An 18759-nucleotide genomic window follows, 5' to 3' on the forward strand; every position below is an offset into this window, starting at 1 on the left:
ACAACACCCGAGGTGCGTTTCCCTGTCAAAAGGGTCTTTGTGTGCGGAAACGCGCCCAATTTCACGCGGCCGGGCAGTTCGACGCGTCAGGGTCCGGTCCGTGCTTGTCCCTCGGGGTGTCGCGACCGAAGGAGAGATGCCGGAGGCCGGGAGGGACGCGTACGATGCTTGGTCCGGCGATGGTTCGGACACGCACAGTGATGGCAAGACGAGGAGATGCGGATCCGCTCATGAGTTCCCCACCCGCAGGAGCCGCCGGCGGCAGTCCGGAGCCCAACTGGTACCAGGACCCGTCCATTCCTGGTTACATCCGTTACTGGAACGGCTCTTCCTGGATGCCGGGGAGCAGCCGGCCCGAGCCGCGGAGCGGGGAGCCGGTACCGGCCCCGCCCCCGGGGGCCGTTGTCGCGGTGCCACCGCCCCAGGTCCCCTCCCGCGAGGAGACCGGTCCGATGTTCTTCGACGAGGATCCGCTGCCCCCCGGGCCGGGGGTCTCCGCCGACCTGCCCACCGCCCTGCCGGAGCTGCGGCGCCGAGGAGATCTTGACCGCAGGTCCCCCCGGGAGCCGGCGGAGGACGCGCGCCCCTTTCCCCCGGAGAAGGCCGGCGGACCCGGCGGGGTCACCGCACCGCAGGACCCGCGCGGCAGTTTCGTGCGCCCGCCCGGCAGCGCCCCGCCGCACCCGGCGCTGCCCGTCGCGGGGGCCGCACCGGTGCCCGGCCCCTGGAACGCCCCGGCCGTTCCGGGGGCGCCGGATGCGAGGGTGTCCGACCCGCACATGTCCGACCAGGTGCTGGAAGCGCCAGGAGTTCCGCAGGCCCGGCGGGCGGCGGACCTCCGGCCCGAGCCGCGCGAGCAGACCATGGGCATCCGCCGGGTGGAGCCGTCCGGTGAGGCGTCGTGGACCAGGCAGGTGCACGAACTGGCGCACCGGGCGCCCACGGTCCGGCAGGACCCGGCCCCCGCACCGTCTGCCCCGGAGCCCGCCCCGGTCGCGGAGCCGAACCCGTCCGGGCAGGAGCAGCCGGGCGCACGGTGGCAGCCGGAGGTCCCGTACCCGGCGCAGCCGTACCGGCCCGAGACCCCGCAGCCGTACCGGCAGGCGGCCCACCGGCCCTCGCCTCAGCCCCAGGGGTGTCCGCCCGCGCCGGAGCGGTACCGGCCGGAGCAGTGGTCGCCGCGGACCGCCGGGCCGGCCTCGCCCCGGCCCGCCCCGGCGGCACCGCACGGTGCGGTGCCGCCGTCAGCTCCCGCACCCTGGGAGTCGTCACCGTTCGGCAGCCCCGAGCAGACGTACCCGGCCGGGCTGGGCAGGCGGCTGCTGGCCCGGCTGGTGGACAGCCTGCTACCCGTTGCCGGGGCCGGGGCGGTGGCCTGGCTGCTCGCCGACCGGGCCAGGGAGCACATCCGGGCCCGCATCGAGGCCGTCGAGCAGGCGGGGGTGACCCAGGAGATCTGGCTCATCGACAGCACGACGGGCGTCCACCTCGCCCTCGTCATCGGCACGTTCCTGGTGCTGGGGCTGCTCTACGAGGCTCTGCCGACAGCGCTGTGGGGCCGCTCGGCGGGGAAGGCCCTCCTCGGCCTGCGGGTGCTCCGGGTGGAGAGCCAGGAGCCTCCGCCTCTCGGGGCGGCGCTCAGCCGCTGGCTGGTGTTCGGCGTGCTGGGAGTGCTGGCTGTCGGGCTGCTCAATGTCCTGTGGTGCGTGCGTGACCGTCCCTGGCGGCAGTGCTGGCACGACAAGGCCGCGGGGACCTTCGTCGGCGGCCGGTCCTCCGGTGCCCCCGGCGCTGAGAATCCGTAGCGGGGCGCTTGTGGAGGGCGAGGACGGGGTGCGGGCTCACCCGGACGGCCCTGCGGGTAGCCCGAACGCTTCCGGCCGGGTGCGGACGGTGGCGTGCCGCGGTCCACTCAGGGCATGAGCGATGAGCAGCAGCCGCCCGGAGCAGGCGGTGATCCGGGGTACGGCGGCCGGCCCCACGCCGGAGGCGGGCCGGGGCAGCCGCCGGGCGGATGGCAGGGCGGCCCCGGCCCGCCCTACGGGGGCGGGCAGCAGCCGCCCGGCTACGGATACGGCGTCAATCCGTACGGCGGGCCGGGGGGAGCCGGGGACCCGCTGGCGGGAATGCCGCCGCTCGCGTCCCGCGGCCGGCGGCTGATCGCCAGGATCGTCGACGCCCTGATCGTGGCGATTCCGGTGTCGCTGATCACGGCCACGGTGGTGGGTCCGTTCGACGCCGCCGACGCCGGAACGTATGCGCCCCAGGCGCTGACACTGCTGGTGTACTTCGTATACGAAGGGCTGATGCTCAGCGCCCGCGGCCAGACCCTCGGCAAGATGCTGATGAAGGTCCGGGTCGCGATGCTGGCGGACGGCGCGGTGCCGACGGGCAACCCGGCCTGGGCCAGGGCGGCGACGTATTCGCTGCCCCAGCTGGTGCCGTGCCTCGGCTTTCTCTTCTGGCTGCTGAACGTGCTGTTCTGCACCTGGGACAAGCCGTACCGGCAGTGTCTCCACGACAAGGTGGCGAAGACCGTCGTGGTCTCCTCACCCTGACGCGTCTCCCCCGTTCACCGGACCGGCGGAGGGCCGGGGGTCAGACCCGGACCCCCGGCCTCTCGGCGGTCCGGGCACCCGGAGCGGCGCTGCTCACGGCGGTGGGGGCCATCCTGCGCTGCGCGGGGATCTGCTGCCGTGCCCCGGCAGTCTCGCGACGGTTGTCCCTTCGCGACTGGACCGCCACCGCGACCACCACGCCGAGGATGAGCGCGGACGTCGCGATGAGCGAGACCGTGAGCAGTGACCCGGTCGGGGAGATCAGCAGCAGCAGAAATGTCGAGGAGATGACGGCGGCCGAACCATAGGCGATCTGTACGGGGGTCGGATGCGGCATGGTTTCCGTCCTGGGGGAGGGTGCTTGTCAGCCGTCCGGCGGGGAAGCGGCCCGCGAGCGGCTCTACGGGCCTCGATGCCCGCAGGGGTCCGGGGGTAAGCATGTCCTCACCGGCGCCGCGGATGCACAGGGGGCGCACGGAGTCATGCCTCTACTGACTGCCCGGGCAACGTAGTTGTCTGCCGGTCGGGAAGCAAGGTCTGTTCTTTTGCCTCCCGTCGTGCCACATTCCCTCCCGTTGCCCACACAGCGTCAGGCAGGGGAGGAACGCCACCCGTGAACCGAGGAAACAGATCCACAAGGTCGTTATTACTCGCACTCGGTACAGCCGTATCCGCCATCGGAGCAGCGGTTCTGCTGCCCGCCGGAGCGGCTCAGGCACAGCCGTCCGTCGACGTGGAGGACGGCCCACAGGCCGATCGGGCGTCGGTCGAGGTGCTCGAGCACTTGGACAACCCGCTGGGTGAGAAGCGGGAGGCACGGAAGCAGGAGGCGCAGGCCAAGCTCCTGATGGGGCAGGCACAGCCGCGTTCCCGGAACGGCTCCGAAGTGGTGGAGCTGGCCGAGGGTGAGTTCGTGGAGGTGGCCACCACCGGCACCGACCGGATCTTCACGATCCTCGTCGAGTTCGGTGACGGGATTCATCCCGAGCACGGTGGCGACCCGGGACCGCGTGCCAATGAGATCGAGGAACCGGACCGCTCCCAGGACAACACCACGATCTGGCAGGAGGACTTCGACCGGGCGCACTTCGACGACCTGTACTTCGGCGACGATCCGGACCGGGAGTCCGTCAAGCAGTACTTCGAGGATCAGTCCTCGGGCCGGTATTCGATCGAGGGCCACGTCACCGACTGGGTGAAGGTGGACTACAACGAGGCGCGGTACGGCAACACCGACTGCGGTTCCGCGGTGTGCCGTTCCGTCTGGCATGTGGTGGCCGACGGGGTGAACGCCTGGTACGAGGACCAGCTCGCCCGCGGGATGTCCCGGGAGGACGTCCAGGCGGTCCTCGCCGAGTACGACATCAAGGACCGCTACGACTACGACGGTGACGGCGACTTCAACGAGCCCGACGGCTACCTCGACCACTTCCAGATCGTGCACGCCGGGGAGGACGCGTCGGCCGGAGGCGGCGCGCAGGGGGACGACGCCATCTGGGCCCACCGCTGGTACGCCTTCTCCGACCTGATGGGTGAGACCGGACCCGAGTACAACCTGGCGGGCGGTGCCGAGATCGGCGACACCGGCTTCTGGGTGGGGGACTACACCATCCAGCCGGAGAACGGCGGAGTCGGCGTCTTCGCGCACGAGTTCGCCCACGACCTCGGCCTCCCGGACCTGTACGACACCGCAGGAGGCGAGAACGGCACGGGCTTCTGGTCCGCCATGTCCGCCGGTTCCTGGCTCGGTATGGGGGACGGCACCATCGGCGCGCTCCCCAACGAGATGGGGCCGTGGGAGAAGCTTCAGCTCGGCTGGCTGGACCACGACACCGCCGAGGCAGCCAGGACGTCGGTGCACCGCCTCGGCGCGTCCGGACTGCAGTATCCGGCAGAGCGGAAGGGTAAGCGGCACGGTCACCAGGCGCTGATTGTCGAACTTCCCGAGAAGACCGTCACCCAGGAGATCGTCGAGCCCGCCGGGGGCGAGAGCCAGTGGTGGAGCGGTTCCGGCAACAGCCTGAGCCACACGCTCTCCCGCACCGTCGATCTGGGCTACCGGGACTCCGCGGTGCTGGAGCTCACCGGTTGGTGGGAGATCGAGGAGGACTACGACTACCTCTACGTCGAGGTTTCCACGGACGGCGGGAGCGGCTGGACGGTGCTGAACGGCACCGCGGACGGCGCGGAGATCCCGCAGGACGGCGCCGGCCGCCCGGCCCTGCACGGCACCTCGGACGGTCACGCCGCCCTGTCGTACCCGCTGGACGACTACGCCGGAGAGACGATCGACCTGCGGTTCCGCTACCACACCGACACGGCGGTCGCCGAACTCGGCTTCACCGCCGACGACATCGTCATCACCGCCGACGGCGCGGTGCTCTTCGAGGACGGCGCCGAGGACGGTCCCGGTGACTGGATCGCCGATGGCTTCAGCATCGTGGGAGCAGCCGTCACCGACACGTACCCGCAGTTCTACCTGGTGGAGAACCGTCAGTACGCCGGGTACGACCGCACGCTGGAGAACGGCCCGTACAACTTCGGCTTCCTCCATGAACGGCCCTCCTGGGTCGAGCACTTCGGGTACGAGACCGGCATGCTGGTCTGGCTCTGGGACACCTCCCACAGTGACAACAACACCGGTCAGCACCCCGGTGAAGGGCTGATCCTGCCGGTCGACGCGCACGCGGAGCCCGTGCACTGGGCGGACGGCACGATGATGCGGAACCGGCTCCAGACCCGGGACGCGACCTTCAGCCGGTATGCGACACAGGAGGTCACCCTGCACCTGAACGGCGAGCCGGCCACTCTGCCGGCACAGCGGGGCAAGCCGGTCTTCGATGACCGGCGGGGCACCTACTGGTACGAGGAGAACCCGGGCGGGAGTGTGCGGGTACCCGACACGAACACCAGGATCTCCGTCCTGTCGGAGCCCCGCTCCGGGGCACCCATGACGGTGCTGGTCTCCCCGGCCTCGCTCCGGTGAGATCGGTGGCGCAAGGTGACCGATCGGTGACTCCCCGCTAAGTTTTCACCGGTATCCGGCATTTGTCCGCGGAGTGGAAACCTGCAGGTCAGCGCGTGTTCGGTCGTCGCCCCTGGCGGGCGGCGGCCGTTCGCGTCAGTATGGCCCCGGAGTGTTGACCAGGCGCGACCGAACGATCACACGGGGAAAGGTGTCTCATGACCGGTGGAGGCTTCATCAGCATGCCCGACGGCAGCGTCGTCGTCGCGCTGGCGCTGCCCCGGCCGCACAGCGCCGGCCGGGTACGCGTGCTGGTGCACGCCCGGAACAGGGCCCGCGCGCTGACCCGGCTGCGCAATCTGGGCATGCGCTCGGTCTATCTGCGCGGCAACGCGGCTCCGCCCACTCCGGACGAGGTCACCGCGGTGCTGCACCACCCCGAGGGCGTGGTCTGGCGTTCCAGCCCGGACGACGACACGGAGAGCTGGCACCCGATGACCGCGCTGCTGCGCGCACCGTCGGCGGGCTGACCCGCGGGAGGCATCCCGGTCCGCGGGGCCCTCGCAGGCTCCTGCTCCGGCACTCCGCGGCGTTCACGGCCCCGCGACGACCGGCTCCCCGGTCAGCTCCACACCGGCGGTCCGGAGCTCCCGCAGCGCGCTGTCCACGGTGGCGGCGGAGACCCCGGCGGTCAGGTCCAGCAGTACCCGCGTGGCGAACCCCTCCCGGGCCGAGTCCAGCGCGGTGGCCCGCACGCAGTGATCGGTGGCGATCCCCACCACGTCCACCTCGCTCACCTCCCGGGAGCGGAGCCAGTCGGCCAGCGGGGTGCCGGCCTCGTCGGCACCCTCGAATCCGCTGTAGGCGGCGGAGTGGGCACCCTTGTCGAAGCAGGCGTGGATCCCGCCCGAGGCGACCGCGGGGGCGAAGTGCGGGTGGAAGCCGACGCCCTCGGTCCCCGCCACGCAGTGCGGCGGCCAGGAGTGCACGAAGTCCGGGTCGGCGGAGAAGTGATCCCCCGGAGCGATGTGGTGATCACGGGTGGCCACCACGTACCGGTAGCCCGGGGTGCCGGCGGCGATCAGGTCGGTGACGGCGGCGGCGACGTCCGCGCCACCGGCCACCGCAAGACTGCCGCCCTCACAGAAATCGTTCTGGACATCGACGACGATCAGAGCGCGGTGCATGGACGGCACACCTTTCTGCGGCAGCGGTCGGTGATCCCGGAGGCCGGGCAGCTGTTCTCGAGCCTAGACGGCCGGACCCCTTCGTCGGGGAGCAGCGGTACGGCCGGGCGCGGCCTCATGGGGACCCTCTCCGCTCCGTCGGCAGGACCGGCTCCCCCCGGGACAGCTGGGCGGCCGACAGCGGCAGGCCTTCCCGGGCCCGGCGGTGCCGGTCACGGGCGGCAGCCAGGGGTTCCCGGCCGACCGTGCGGCCCCTCCGGATCAGCTCGACGCCCAGCCGGTGCTCCGCCAGCTCCGGAGGGACCGGGCCGGTCCCCACGACCTCGGCCTCCGCCTCACCGTTCGCGTCCCGCCGCCGGGCGGCCCACTTGACACCGCCGACCGAGAGCTTGCCGCCCAGGGATTTTTTCGCCACCGGGTGCAGGGGCGCGTCCGGGGCGTCCCCGGAGGCCCGGGCCACCAGCTTGTAGACCATGGAGCAGGTCGGGTGGCCGCTGCCGGTGACGAGCTGGGTGCCGACCCCGTAGGAGTCCACCGGGGCGGCGGCCAGCGAGGCGATCGCGTACTCGTCGAGGTCGCTGGTGACCACGATCCTGGTGTCCCGCGCACCCAGCTCGTCCAGCTGCTGCCGGACCCGGTGGGCGACGAGCAGCAGGTCGCCGGAGTCGATCCGTACCGAGCCGAGCCCGGGCCCGGCCACCTCCACCGCGAGGCGTACCGCCTCCGTGACGTCGTAGGTGTCGACCAGCAGGGTGGTGCCGGTGCCGAGGGAGTCCACCTGCGCGGAGAACGCGTCCCGCTCGCTGTCGTGCAGCAGGGTGAAGGCGTGTGCGCTGGTGCCGACGGTGGGGATCCCGTACCGGAATCCGGCCGCGAGGTTCGAGGTCGCGTCGAACCCTCCGACGTAAGCGGCTCGTGAGGCCGCGACGGCCGCCAGCTCGTGGGTGCGGCGCGCCCCCATCTCCACCAGGGGCCGACCGGCCGCGGCGGCCGCCATCCGGGAGGCGGCGGCGGCTACCGCGGAGTCGTGGTTCAGAACGGAGAGGATGACGGTCTCCAGCAGGACGCACTCGGCGAAACTGCCTTCCACCCGCAGTACCGGAGAGCCGGGGAAGTAGACCTCGCCCTCCGGATAGCCGGAGATGTCGCCGCTGAAACGGTGGCCGGCGAGCCAGTCCAGGGTGGGCTCGTCCACGACCTGCTGTTCCCGGAGGTGGTCCAGCATCGGCGGGGTGAAACGGTAGTTCTCCACGGCGTCCAGTACCCGGCCGGTGCCGGCCACGACGCCGTACCGGCGGCCCTCCGGCAGGCGCCGGGTGAAGACCTCGAACACGGACCGGCGGTGGGCGGTGCCGGCGCGCAGCGCGGCCTGCAGCATCGTCAGCTCGTAGTGATCGGTGAACAGCGCGGTCGAGGGCACCGGCAAGGGCAGCCCGTCTGCTTGCTCCATGACCACCACCCTACCCCTATTTCGTCAAAGTGACGATATTGGGGTGGGGTGGTGCGCGTGCAGCACCGCGGCCGTTCCGGGGTCGCCGCGCCTCCGCTTGGCCGAGGCCGTTTGGTCGTGAGGCCGGGGACGGTGGCAGCATGGGGGTGTGAATGCCATGCCCCTGGAGATCGAGCGCACCGAGTCCGCCGAAGCGCCGGCGGAGGTCCCCACGCCGGACGTCCCGTGGGTCACTGTCGTTCACAACGACCCGGTGAACCTGATGAGTTACGTGACCTATGTGTTCCAGACCTATTTCGGGTATCCGAAGGACAAGGCCAAGAAGCTCATGATGGATGTCCACCACAAGGGCCGGGCGACGGTCTCGAGCGGCAGCAGGGAAGAGATGGAGCGGGACGTGCAGGCGATGCACGGGTACGGCCTGTGGGCGACCCTGCAGCAGGACCGCTGATGCCGGGGTATTTCGAGCCCGTCGGCGGCGGCGAGGGCGGGGCCGCTCTCGCCCTGGACCAGGTGGAGGTCTCCATTCTGCGGAGCCTGGCCGTGCAGTTGCTGGAGCTGGTCGGCCCCGGCGAGGACGAGGGGGCCGACCACGATCCGCTCGCCGCGATGTTCGCCGAAGGGCCCAGTGAGCCACCCGCTGACGCGGTGCTGGCCCGGCTCTTCCCCGACGGCTACACCGGCCCCGGGGAGGGGGAGGACGAGGAGCGCCGGGCACTGTCCGCGGAGTTCCGCCGCTTCACCGAGACCGACCTGCGGGCACGTAAGCGGGAGGGCTGTCTGGCCATGATCGGGGCCCTGGACCGCCTCCCGGCGGAGGGCAGCGGCGGCGCCGCGGTGCTCACGCTGTCGCCGGAGGCGTCCGAGCAGTGGCTCGGTGCCCTCAACGACCTGCGGCTGGCCATCGGTACCCGGCTCGAGCTCACGGATGACAGCCATGACGAGCTCTTCGCCATGCCGGACGGGCACCCCGACAAGCCGATGATGATGGCCTACCTGTGGCTGGGCGGCCTTCAGGAGTCCCTGCTGGAAACCCTGCAGCCGTAACGTCTCGCGGCAGGGGCCGCGCCGCCGCCGTGGGAACTCCGGGTGCCCGGTGAGGCGCGCTTGCGCATTGTGCCCTCGGGTGTGTCCGGCAGCGGAAGAGAAAGCGAGCCGGACAGGAGTCACAGTAATTGCGCTGCTGTCCCGGCGGGGTGACGCGTTCCCGGGTGGCGTCGTCAGGAGTGTTATCGGCGAGACGCCTGTTCATTCGGGGCGAGGAGAAATGCCGAAATTGGCGACGCACGGTGAGGGTGCGTGCCCGCTATGCGGACGAATTTCGATAGATGTGCGGAGCACCTGTCTGGTTTGACCCGAAATAGCGGCGTGGTGATACGACCGTTATCCGAACGTGTGTGGTACGTCACATGCTTCTATTGCTCTGCGTGATAAAAACTGGCAATCCGAATGTTCTCGGAGCTCACCCAGGCTTCGACGGTTCGTCGGAAACACGTCACCACGCTGGACCCCGGCATCGTGCCGCAGAACTATTCGTCCCCGCATCACCGGCTGAGGGAACCCATGGAAGAAGAATCTACGAACTGGGCAGACCGGTTCTCGAACCAGGTCAATGAGATCGTCGAGCCTGTGTCGACGGCGATTCAGGAGGTCGTCTTCTTCAGCTTTGAAGTCGGCGGCGCCAGCATCATGCCCATCGTGCTGTGGCTGGTCGTGGCCGGCGTCATCTTCTCGGCCTACTTCGGGCTTGCCCAGGTCAGGCACCTGAAGACGGCCTTCCGGATCGTGCGCGGCAAGTACGACCAGAAGAACGCCCCGGGCGAGGTCACGCACTTCCAGGCGCTGACCTCCGCACTCTCGGGCACCGTCGGCCTCGGCAACATCGCCGGTGTCGCCATCGCGATCTCCATCGGTGGACCCGGTGCGGTGTTCTGGATGGTCGTCTGCGGCCTCCTGGGCATGGCCACCAAGTTCGCCGAGTGCACACTGGGCGTGAAGTACCGCGAGATCAGCGCCGACGGCACGGTCTCCGGCGGCCCGATGTACTACCTCAGCAAGGGTCTGGCGGAGGTGGGCAAGGCGGGTCTGGGCAAGATCCTCGCCGCGCTCTCGCCCGTCATGATCCTGGTGTTCGCCTTCTTCGGCGGCAACGTCTTCCAGTCCAACCAGTCCGTGACCATGCTGGCCTCGGAGACCGGTGGCGAGGACAGCTTCTTCGCGAGCAACCTCGGCGCCCTGCTGTACGGCCTGTTCTTCGCCGTCGTGGTGTTCCTCGTGCTGATCGGCGGCATCAAGTACATCGGCCGGGTCACCAGCCGTCTGGTGCCCGCCATGGGCGTCATGTACGTCCTCGCGTGTCTGATCGTCATCCTGTGGAACATCACCGATGTGCCCAGCGCCATCTCGCTGATCTTCAGCGAGGCGTTCAACCCGTCCGGCGTCGCCGGCGGTGTGCTCGGCGCGCTCATCGTGGGCTTCCAGCGAGCGGCGTTCTCCAACGAGGCGGGCATCGGTTCCGCGCCGATCGCGCACTCCGCGGTGAAGACCAAGCGCCCCGCGACCGAGGGTCTGGTCGCGATGCTCGAGCCCTTCTTCGACACCGTGGTCGTCTGCACCATGACGGCGCTGACCATCATCGTGGCCGGCGGCCCCATGTACCAGCAGGCCCGTGCGATCGCCTCCGGCGAGGCCGAGGGCGACGTCGGCGGCACCCGGATGGGCATCGAGCTCACCGCGGACGCCTTCCAGACCGCGCTCCCGTGGTTCACCGGACTGCTCGCCGTCGCGGTCATCCTGTTCGCCTTCTCGACGCTGATCACCTGGAGCTACTACGGACTGAAGTCCTGGCAGTACCTCTTCGGGCACAGCAAGACGAACGAGCTCATCTACAAGACGCTGTTCTGCGGCATGATCGTCGTCGGCGCCATCATGGGCCTCGACCAGATCGTGGACATGACCGACGCCTTCCTCTTCATGGCCGCCCTGTTCAACATCATCGGCATCTACTTCCTGATGCCGATCATCAAGCAGGAGCTGAACAAGGTCCTCGAGTACGTCCGGCGGCGCGACGCCGGAGAGACCGACGAGGAGATCGACGCCTCCGAGGCCGCTGCCGGTGACGGCGGCGAGCCCGGCGACAAGGTCGACGCCACCAAGTGACGCCCGGCATCCAGCCCGGCTGACTCCGCACCACCCGCCGGGGCCGCGGCGCGCAGCACTCAGCTGCCCGCCGCGGCCCCGGCCGCGTGGAGGGCCCGCACCGTACCGCTCGGGGGTACGGCGCGGGCTCTCCGCATGCCCGGCACTAGGCTGGTGCGCATGCTGACCATCACCCAGGAGCTGCACGACCGGATCGTCGCCCACGCCCGGCAGGACCACCCGGACGAAGCGTGCGGAGTCATCGCGGGACCCGAGGGCAGTGACCGGCCCGAGCGGTTCATCCCCATGCTCAACGCGGCCCGCTCACCCACGTTCTACGAGTTCGACTCCGGCGATCTGCTCAGGCTCTACCGGGAGATGGACGATCGTGACGAGGAGCCGGTGGTGATCTACCACTCGCACACCGCCACCGAGGCCTATCCCTCGCGTACGGACGTCTCCCTGGCGAGTGAGCCCCTCGCGCACTACGTGCTGGTCTCCACCGCCGACAGCGGTGCCGGGGAGGGTCCCGTCTCCTTCCGGTCCTTCCGGATCGTGGACGGCGACATCACCGAGGAGGAGGTCCGGGTGGTCGCGGCGTACGAGAGCTGAGACAGCCGCGTCCGCATCCTGAAACGGGCCTCCAAATCCGGGCCCGGGAATCGTTACGATGAGCCCATGGTTACCCACGACGTGATGACTGAGCCCCCGAGCCTGCTGCTCGTGGCGCGCCTGCACGTCGACCTGTGCCGCCTCACCGGCCCCGGCTGTCGGTGCCGCGCCGTCGCGCCCGCCTGACCGGCGCGCCTCCGCACGCCCGCTCCGCCCGCAGTCCCGAGCACGCTCGCACCCGCCTTCTCCCGACTGGAGTACACCCATGGCCATCGAGGTCCGCATCCCGACCATCCTCCGCACCTACACCGGCGGCCGGAAAGCCGTGGAAGGCAGCGGGGACACCCTCGCCGAGCTCTTCACCGACCTGGAAAGCCACCACCCGGGCATCCGGCAGCGGCTGGTCGACGACGGCGAGCTGCGGCGCTTCGTCAACGTGTACCTCAACGACGAGGACGTCCGGTTCCTCGAGGGCATCTCCACCAAGCTGAGCGACGGCGACAGCGTCACCATCCTCCCGGCCGTGGCCGGCGGCTCCGGCGTGCTGCCCGGCCGCTCGGAACAGCGCTGATGCGGTTCGACTCCCCGCTGGCCGCGGTGGGCAACACCCCCCTGGTGCGCCTGCCGCGGCTCTCGCCGTCGGAGGACGTCCGGATCTGGGCCAAGCTGGAGGACCGCAACCCCACCGGCTCGGTGAAGGACCGCCCCGCCCTGTACATGGTCGAGCAGGCCGAGAAGTCGGGCCGGCTGACCCCGGGCTGCACGATCCTTGAGCCCACGTCGGGGAACACCGGGATCTCCCTGGCCATGGCCGCGAGGCTCAAGGGATACCGCATCGTCTGCGTCATGCCGGAGAACACCTCCCGGGAGCGCCGTGAACTGCTCACCATGTGGGGCGCGGAGATCATCCCCTCCCCGGCGGCGGGCGGGTCGAACACCGCGGTGCGGGTCGCGAAGGAGCTCGCGGCGGAGCACCCGGACTGGGTGATGCTCTACCAGTACGGCAACCCGGACAACGCGGGAGCGCACTACGCCACCACCGGCCCGGAGATCCTGGCCGACCTCCCCACGGTCACCCACTTCGTCGCCGGCCTGGGCACCACCGGCACGCTGATGGGGGTCGGGCGCTACCTGCGGGAGCATCGGCCCGACATCCGGATCGTCGCCGCGGAGCCGCGCTACGACGATCTGGTCTACGGGCTGCGCAATCTCGACGACGGTTTCGTTCCCGAGCTCTACGACGAGAAGGTCCTCACCACCCGCTTCTCGGTGGGCTCGGCGGACGCGGTGCGCCGCACCCGGGAACTCCTCGCCGAGGAGGGCATCTTCGCCGGTATCTCCACCGGTGCGGTGCTGCACGCGGCGATCGGGATCGGGAACAAGGCCGTCCGCGCCGGGGAGTCCGCCGACATCGTCTTCGTGGTCGCCGACGGTGGCTGGAAGTACCTGTCCACCGGCGTCTACACGGCGGAGTCCACCGAGGCCGCGGTGGAACTGCTCCAGGGCCAGCTCTGGGCCTGAGGGTGAAGGGCCGGCCGGGCCTCGGCTGAGCCGCCCCCGGTCGGCGCCCGCCCGGGTGCCGACCGGCGGGCGACCCGCTGACCGCGGTCTGACCCCCTGTGGCCGACTCGGCGCGTAAAGTCACTCCTGTCCGATGTGTGTGGAATCGAGCCAGGAGTTCCGGTGGGTGTGCGCAGCTACTCCGGTGAGTACGCCGACGAACGGGCCGGTCTCCAGCCGACGGCCTGGACCCGGATCACCGACCGGAACTCCCGTGTCCGGCAGCTCGACTGGGTACTGCTCGGGTCGGCCTTCGCCCTGACCTTGCTGGGCACGCTGCTGGTGTACTCCGCGACCCGTGGCCGCAACGACCTGCACCAGGGTGACGAGTACTTCTTCCTGGTGCGCCACCTGCTCTACTTCGCGCTCGCCCTCGGGCTCGCGACCGGAGTGATGCGGTTGGGCAGCGGACGGGTGCGGGACGTGGCACCCGTGCTGTACGTGGGGGCCCTGGTGCTCACCGCCATGGTGCTGACGCCACTCGGCTCGACGGTCAACGGCTCCCAGCGGTGGATCGAGGTCGGTGCCGGGTTCGCCTTCCAGCCGTCCGAGCTGATGAAGGTCGCCGTCATCCTGGTCATGGCCGCGCTGGTCGCCGCCCGGGCGGACGCCGACGACCGGGGCTCACCCGACGCCCGCACGGTCCTGGAATGCCTCGCCCTCGCCGCGGTGCCCGCCACCCTGATCGTCCTCACGCCCGACCTCGGGCAGACGATGGTCGTGGTGGTCATCACCCTGGGAGTACTGATGGCCGCGGGGGCCGCCCGCGGGTGGATCATCGGGCTGCTCTCGGCCGGCCTGCTCGGTGCGCTCGCGGTCTGGCAGCTCGGGCTGCTGGACCAGTACCAGATCAACCGCTTCGCCGCCTTCGCGAATCCTGCGCTGGACCCGGCGGGAGTCGGCTACAACACCAACCAGGCCCGGATCGCCATCGGGTCGGGCGGGCTGAGCGGCTCGGGGCTCTTTCACGGCAGCCAGACGGCCGGGCAGTTCGTGCCCGAGCAGCACACCGACTTCATCTTCACGGTCGCGGGGGAGGAGCTCGGCTTCTTCGGCGCCGGAGGGATCATCCTGCTTCTCGGTGTGGTGCTGTGGCGCGCCCTGCGCATCGCCCGGGAGGCGGCCGATCTGTTCGGCGCCGTGGTCGCCGCCGGCCTCGCCACCTGGATCGCCTTCCAGGCCTTCGAGAACATCGGAATGGCGCTCGGCATCATGCCGGTGACCGGGCTGCCGCTTCCGTTCGTGTCCTACGGCGGCTCGTCGATGTTCGCGGTGTGGATCGCGGTCGGTCTGCTCCAGGCGATCCGGCTGCGTGCGCGTCGCCGGTGCTGAGCGCCGGCCGGGCGCCGGGTCGCCGGGCCGGGCCGGTGCCGCGCGGAGGGCGGCTGCCCGGGGGCCGTCGGCACCGGGCATGCGCCGGGGGCCGGCTCAGTCCCGAGGGGGCCGACGGGGGCCGCGCGGACGCCGGATCCGGCCGGCGCCGTCCACCAGCGCCGCGACGGCACCCAGCAGGGCGACGCCGCCCAGGGCGGCCCACCACCATCCGTCCACCGGTCACCTCCGTCCTCACCGACAGTATCCCGCCCTGGTGATTCCGCCCACACCGCCGCCCGGTGGTGGCGCACAGGCCCCTCAACCGACTTACAGTCGTGGAATCCCAGTACGGAGGTCCCCCCGTCCATGAAGCTCACCGTCGTCGGCTGCTCGGGGTCGTTCCCGTCCGCGGACTCGGCCTGCTCCAGCTACCTGGTGGAAGCAGATGGTTACCGGCTGCTGCTCGACCTGGGCAACGGTGCCCTCGGCGAGCTGCAGAAGTACTGCGGCCTCTATGACATCGACGCGGTCGCGCTCAGCCATCTGCATCCGGACCACTTCATCGACATGTGCGGCTACTTCGTCGCCCGGTACTACCGGCCGGGGAGCGGGCGCTGCGCGCCGGTCCCGGTGTACGGGCCGGCCGGCACCGAGGAGCGGCTGACGACCGCGTATGCGGACACCCCCTCGGAGAAGTCGATGAGCGAGGTCTTCGACTTCCACACCCTGGAGTCCGGTGGTGTTTTCACGGTCGGGCCGCTGACCGTGCGGACCGCGCGGATGCGGCATCCCGTGCAGACCTTCGGTTTCCGGGTGGAGTACGAGGGGAGGTCGCTCACCTACTCGGGGGACAGCGGTCCGTGCCGGCGGCTCGAGGAACTCGCCCGGGACACCGACCTGTTCCTGTGCGAGGCGTCCTTCACCGATGGCCGGGAGAACCTCCCGGATGTGCACCTGACCGGCCTGGAGGCCGGAGAGTGCGCCCGGGACGCCGGCGCCCGGAGGCTGGTGCTCACCCACGTCCCACCGTGGACCGACGCGCAGGTCAATCTGCGGGACGCCAAGTCCGTCTTCGGCGGCCCCGCGGAGCTGGCCCGCCCGGGCGCTGTCTACGCACTCTGAGCAGCCGTCACCTCCCCGGGCACCCCACCGGGCCGGGCGGCCCCGGGTGCCGTCAGGCTCCCCGGTAGCTCTGCCGCTCCTCGTCGGTCAGGGTCTCCTCGGGCTCGCGGCCCGGCGTCGGGAGGTCGAACCGGGTGATGGCGAAGCGGAAGACCGCGTAGTAGACCACCGCGAAACCGAGACCCAGCAGGGCCAGCCCGAGCGGGTTGCCGGCGATCCCGAAGTTCAGCACGTAGTCGATCGCGCCGGCCGAGAACCCGAAGCCCCCTTGCATGCCCAGCGCCCAGGCCAGCGCCATGGAGACACCCGTCAGCACCGCGTGCACCGCGTACAGCGCCGGGGCGATGAACAGGAAGGTGAACTCGATGGGCTCGGTCACGCCGGTCACGAAAGCGGTCAGGGCCAGGGAGAGCATCATCCCGCCGACGACCTTGCGCCGCTCCGGCCGGGCACAGTGATACATCGCCAGGCAGGCCGCGGGCAGGGCGAACATCATGATCGGGAAGAAGCCCGTCATGAACTGTCCGGCGGTCGGGTCCCCGGCCAGGAAGCGGGCGATGTCACCGTTGACGGTCTCGCCCTCCGGAGTCGTGTACGAGCCGGCCTGGAACCAGGGGAAGGAGTTGAGCAGGTGGTGCATGCCGATCGGGATGAGCGCGCGGTTGATCACGCCGAAGATCCCCGCCCCGACCGCCCCGGAGCCGGCCAGCCACTCGCTGAAGCCGTGCAGCCCGCCGCCGAGCACCGGCCAGGCGTACCCGAAGGCGATCCCGAGCAGCAGGCCCGCGAAGGCCGACAGGATCGGCACCAGCCTGCGGCCGCCGAAGAACCCCAGCCAGTCGGGCAGCCGGGTGCGGTGGAAGCGCTGGAAGAGCAGGGCCACCACCAGGCCCATCACCACCCCGCCCAGCACTCTCGCGTCGGCCACCTCGGGGGTGCCGTCGGGCTGTGCGGGCAGGCTGGGGTCGTGGAAGGTGGCCATCACGGCCTGGAAGACGAGGTAGCCGACGACCGCGGAGAGCCCGGTGGAGCCGTCGGATTTCCGGGCGAAGCCGATGGCGATGCCGACCGCGAACAGCAGCGGCAGGAAGTCGAACAGCGTGCTGCCGCCGGCATGCAGGAATTCGGCGAAGCGGTTGACGGGGGCGGGGAACGAAGGGCGGCCCAGCATGTCGTCCGCGCCCGTCCGTACCAGCAGGGCCGCGGCGGGAAGAGTGGCGATCGGCAGCATCAGGCTGCGGCCGACGCGCTGGGCGACGGCCATGGCCCGGCTGCCGCGGGGCTTCTTTGCGGCGGTTGCTCTCGTGGTCAACGGATCCCTCCTTCGGGAGGTGGGCGTCTCCCGCCCGCACGCGGACCGGAACCGGGCTGCCCGGATCTGTGGTCTACACCAGTGGTACGGAGTCTTTCTAGCACGCCCGGCCGGCCGGGGCAGATCTTCGCTCCGGGGCGGATCGGCTCGGAGATCGCGCTGCCCGGGCCGGTTCGGGACGCGCAGTGCGGCTCGGCCGGGCCGCACGAAAGCGAAGGATCTTTGGGGTATTTTGTCTTCCCGGTGTGCTGAGGTGGCCACGGGCGCCGGGCCATGGCAGCCGACGGCTTCCGGCCCGCCCCCTGCCGCCCCGCAGCGCTCGCCCCACAGCCTCACCAGGAGAGACCCGGATGGCCCGCAACGCTGAGAAGATCGTCGCCGGGCTCGGCGGCATCGAGAACATCCTCGAGATCGAGGGCTGCATCACCCGGCTGCGCACGGAGGTGGAGGATCCCTCGCGCGTCGACGAGGCGGCGCTGAAGGCCGCCGGCGCGCACGGGGTCGTCGTCATGGGTACCGCGGTACAGGTGGTGGTCGGCCCCGACGCCGACCCGCTCGCCTCGGACATCGAGGACCTCATGTGAGCCGTTGCGGTGACACCGGGGGAGGGCACCGAGCCGGCCGGCACCGGCTAGGCTCGCGGCATGTCCCGTACCGATGGCCGTACCCCTGACCAGCTCCGCCCCGTCACGATCGAACGCGGATGGACCAAGCACGCCGAAGGCTCCGTTCTTCTCTCCTTCGGGGACACCAGAGTGCTGTGCAACGCCAGCGTCACCGAAGGCGTGCCCCGATGGCGCCGGGGCAGCGGCGAGGGCTGGATCACCGGCGAGTACTCCATGTTGCCCCGGGCGACGAACACCCGCGGGGACCGGGAGTCCGTGCGCGGCAGGATCGGCGGCCGTACGCACGAGATCTCCCGCCTCATCGGCCGTTCGCTGCGCGCCGTGATCGACTTCAAGGCCCTCGGTGAGAACACCGTCGTGCTGGACTGCGATGTGCTGCAGGCCGACGGCGGTACCCGCACCGCCGCCGTCACCGGGGCCTACGTCGCCCTGGCCGACGCGATCGCCTGGGCACAGGAACGCAAGCTGATCAAGGCAAAGGCCCAGCCGCTCACCGGTGCGGTCTCCGCCGTGAGCGTCGGTGTCGTCGGTGGCATCCCGATGCTGGATCTCGCCTATGAGGAGGATGTCCGGGCGGGCACCGACATGAACGTCGTGTGCACCGGTGACGGCCGCTTCGTCGAGGTCCAGGGCACCGCCGAGGGCGAGCCCTTCGCCCGCGAGGAACTCACTGCCCTGCTCGACCTCGCGGTGGCCGGCTGTGCCCAACTGGATGCGGCGCAGAGGGAGTCGCTCGGCACTTCCTGACCGCACACAGGTACGGAAAGCCCTCGGGCGGGGTATCACGACCGGTATGCGCTTCTCCACCGGTCGTGTTATCCGATCCCGCCGTCCTGCACGCCGTCCTGCACGCCGTTCCCGGGACAGCCGTGCGCGCCGTCTCACGGCGGCTGCCCTCGCCGCCCTCGCGGTCGT

Annotated in this window: 19 protein-coding genes; 14 read left to right on the plus strand and 5 right to left on the minus strand. The window is 70.6% G+C overall.

What is annotated here, in order from left to right; genetic code table 11:
• Positions 1-230 precede the first annotated feature (230 nt).
• Both PJ985_RS18260 and PJ985_RS18265 read left to right on the plus strand, forming a co-directional pair.
• Complete coding sequence (locus PJ985_RS18260; protein ID WP_271684888.1) at positions 231-1805, plus strand: RDD family protein; 1575 nt, start codon at positions 231-233, stop codon at positions 1803-1805.
• A 114-nt stretch (positions 1806-1919) separates the two neighbouring features.
• Positions 1920-2558: an RDD family protein gene (locus tag PJ985_RS18265; protein ID WP_271684889.1), complete on the plus strand. Its 639-nt coding sequence runs from the start codon at positions 1920-1922 to the stop codon at positions 2556-2558.
• A 40-nt stretch (positions 2559-2598) separates the two neighbouring features.
• Here PJ985_RS18265 and PJ985_RS18270 read toward each other — a convergent pair whose 3' ends face one another.
• On the minus strand, positions 2599-2895 hold the full coding sequence (locus tag PJ985_RS18270) for a hypothetical protein (RefSeq protein WP_271684890.1): 297 nt from the start codon (positions 2893-2895) through the stop codon (positions 2599-2601).
• Between the two features lie 276 nt (positions 2896-3171).
• Here PJ985_RS18270 and PJ985_RS18275 point away from each other — a divergent pair, with 276 nt between their 5' ends.
• Positions 3172-5544, plus strand: coding sequence for an immune inhibitor A domain-containing protein (locus tag PJ985_RS18275; RefSeq protein ID WP_443033519.1), 2373 nt, complete (start codon positions 3172-3174; stop codon positions 5542-5544).
• Between the two features lie 197 nt (positions 5545-5741).
• Positions 5742-6053 (plus strand): hypothetical protein, encoded by a 312-nt coding sequence (locus PJ985_RS18280; protein ID WP_271684892.1) that lies wholly within the window; start codon positions 5742-5744, stop codon positions 6051-6053.
• Between the two features lie 63 nt (positions 6054-6116).
• Here PJ985_RS18280 and PJ985_RS18285 read toward each other — a convergent pair whose 3' ends face one another.
• Positions 6117-6710 (minus strand): isochorismatase family protein, encoded by a 594-nt coding sequence (locus PJ985_RS18285; RefSeq protein WP_271684893.1) that lies wholly within the window; start codon positions 6708-6710, stop codon positions 6117-6119.
• A gap of 115 nt (positions 6711-6825) precedes the next feature.
• A complete protein-coding gene (locus PJ985_RS18290; protein ID WP_271684894.1) occupies positions 6826-8160 on the minus strand; it encodes a nicotinate phosphoribosyltransferase in 1335 nt (444 codons plus the stop codon).
• A 157-nt stretch (positions 8161-8317) separates the two neighbouring features.
• On the opposite strand from PJ985_RS18290, the gene clpS reads away from it, so the two are divergent.
• The 7 genes from clpS (at position 8318) to rodA (ending at position 14802) form a co-directional block, all read left to right on the plus strand.
• The gene (gene clpS, locus PJ985_RS18295) at positions 8318-8611 is read left to right on the plus strand and encodes an ATP-dependent Clp protease adapter ClpS (protein ID WP_271684994.1); all 294 of its coding nucleotides are present in this window, start codon (positions 8318-8320) and stop codon (positions 8609-8611) included.
• Entirely contained in the window at positions 8611-9207 is a 597-nt protein-coding gene (locus PJ985_RS18300; RefSeq protein WP_271684895.1) for a DUF2017 domain-containing protein, read from the plus strand. The genes clpS and PJ985_RS18300 overlap by 1 nt, the downstream gene beginning before the upstream one ends.
• A gap of 516 nt (positions 9208-9723) precedes the next feature.
• Positions 9724-11319 (plus strand): alanine/glycine:cation symporter family protein, encoded by a 1596-nt coding sequence (locus PJ985_RS18305; protein WP_271684896.1) that lies wholly within the window; start codon positions 9724-9726, stop codon positions 11317-11319.
• A gap of 159 nt (positions 11320-11478) precedes the next feature.
• Complete coding sequence (locus PJ985_RS18310) at positions 11479-11910, plus strand: M67 family metallopeptidase (RefSeq protein ID WP_271684897.1); 432 nt, start codon at positions 11479-11481, stop codon at positions 11908-11910.
• A gap of 265 nt (positions 11911-12175) precedes the next feature.
• Positions 12176-12481, plus strand: a complete 306-nt coding sequence (locus PJ985_RS18315) for a MoaD/ThiS family protein (protein WP_271684898.1) — start codon at positions 12176-12178, stop codon at positions 12479-12481.
• Positions 12481-13431 carry a PLP-dependent cysteine synthase family protein gene (locus tag PJ985_RS18320; RefSeq protein ID WP_271684899.1) on the plus strand — a complete coding sequence of 317 codons (951 nt, stop codon included), beginning with the start codon at positions 12481-12483 and terminating at the stop codon, positions 13429-13431. Before PJ985_RS18315 ends, PJ985_RS18320 begins: the two co-directional genes overlap by 1 nt.
• Positions 13432-13593: 162 nt before the next feature.
• Positions 13594-14802, plus strand: a complete 1209-nt coding sequence (gene rodA / locus PJ985_RS18325) for a rod shape-determining protein RodA (protein WP_443033520.1) — start codon at positions 13594-13596, stop codon at positions 14800-14802.
• Positions 14803-14898: 96 nt separating this feature from the next.
• Here the strand turns inward: rodA and PJ985_RS18330 are convergent, their stop codons facing one another.
• Complete coding sequence (locus PJ985_RS18330) at positions 14899-15021, minus strand: hypothetical protein (protein ID WP_333909873.1); 123 nt, start codon at positions 15019-15021, stop codon at positions 14899-14901.
• 129 nt (positions 15022-15150) lie between these two features.
• Here PJ985_RS18330 and PJ985_RS18335 point away from each other — a divergent pair, with 129 nt between their 5' ends.
• Positions 15151-15906 carry an MBL fold metallo-hydrolase gene (locus tag PJ985_RS18335; RefSeq protein ID WP_271684900.1) on the plus strand — a complete coding sequence of 252 codons (756 nt, stop codon included), beginning with the start codon at positions 15151-15153 and terminating at the stop codon, positions 15904-15906.
• 52 nt (positions 15907-15958) lie between these two features.
• Here PJ985_RS18335 and PJ985_RS18340 read toward each other — a convergent pair whose 3' ends face one another.
• On the minus strand, positions 15959-17170 hold the full coding sequence (locus PJ985_RS18340) for a PTS transporter subunit EIIC (protein ID WP_271684996.1): 1212 nt from the start codon (positions 17168-17170) through the stop codon (positions 15959-15961).
• Positions 17171-17568: 398 nt separating this feature from the next.
• On the opposite strand from PJ985_RS18340, the gene PJ985_RS18345 reads away from it, so the two are divergent.
• Together PJ985_RS18345 and rph are read left to right on the plus strand one after the other, a co-directional pair.
• On the plus strand, positions 17569-17802 hold the full coding sequence (locus PJ985_RS18345) for a PTS glucose/sucrose transporter subunit IIB (protein ID WP_271684901.1): 234 nt from the start codon (positions 17569-17571) through the stop codon (positions 17800-17802).
• Positions 17803-17862: 60 nt separating this feature from the next.
• Positions 17863-18591: a ribonuclease PH gene (gene rph / locus PJ985_RS18350; protein WP_271684902.1), complete on the plus strand. Its 729-nt coding sequence runs from the start codon at positions 17863-17865 to the stop codon at positions 18589-18591.
• Positions 18592-18759: the final 168 nt, after the last annotated feature.

The organism is Streptomyces sp. ACA25, assembly GCF_028200735.1.
In the GTDB taxonomy this organism is placed as follows: Bacteria; Actinomycetota; Actinomycetes; order Streptomycetales; family Streptomycetaceae; genus Streptomyces.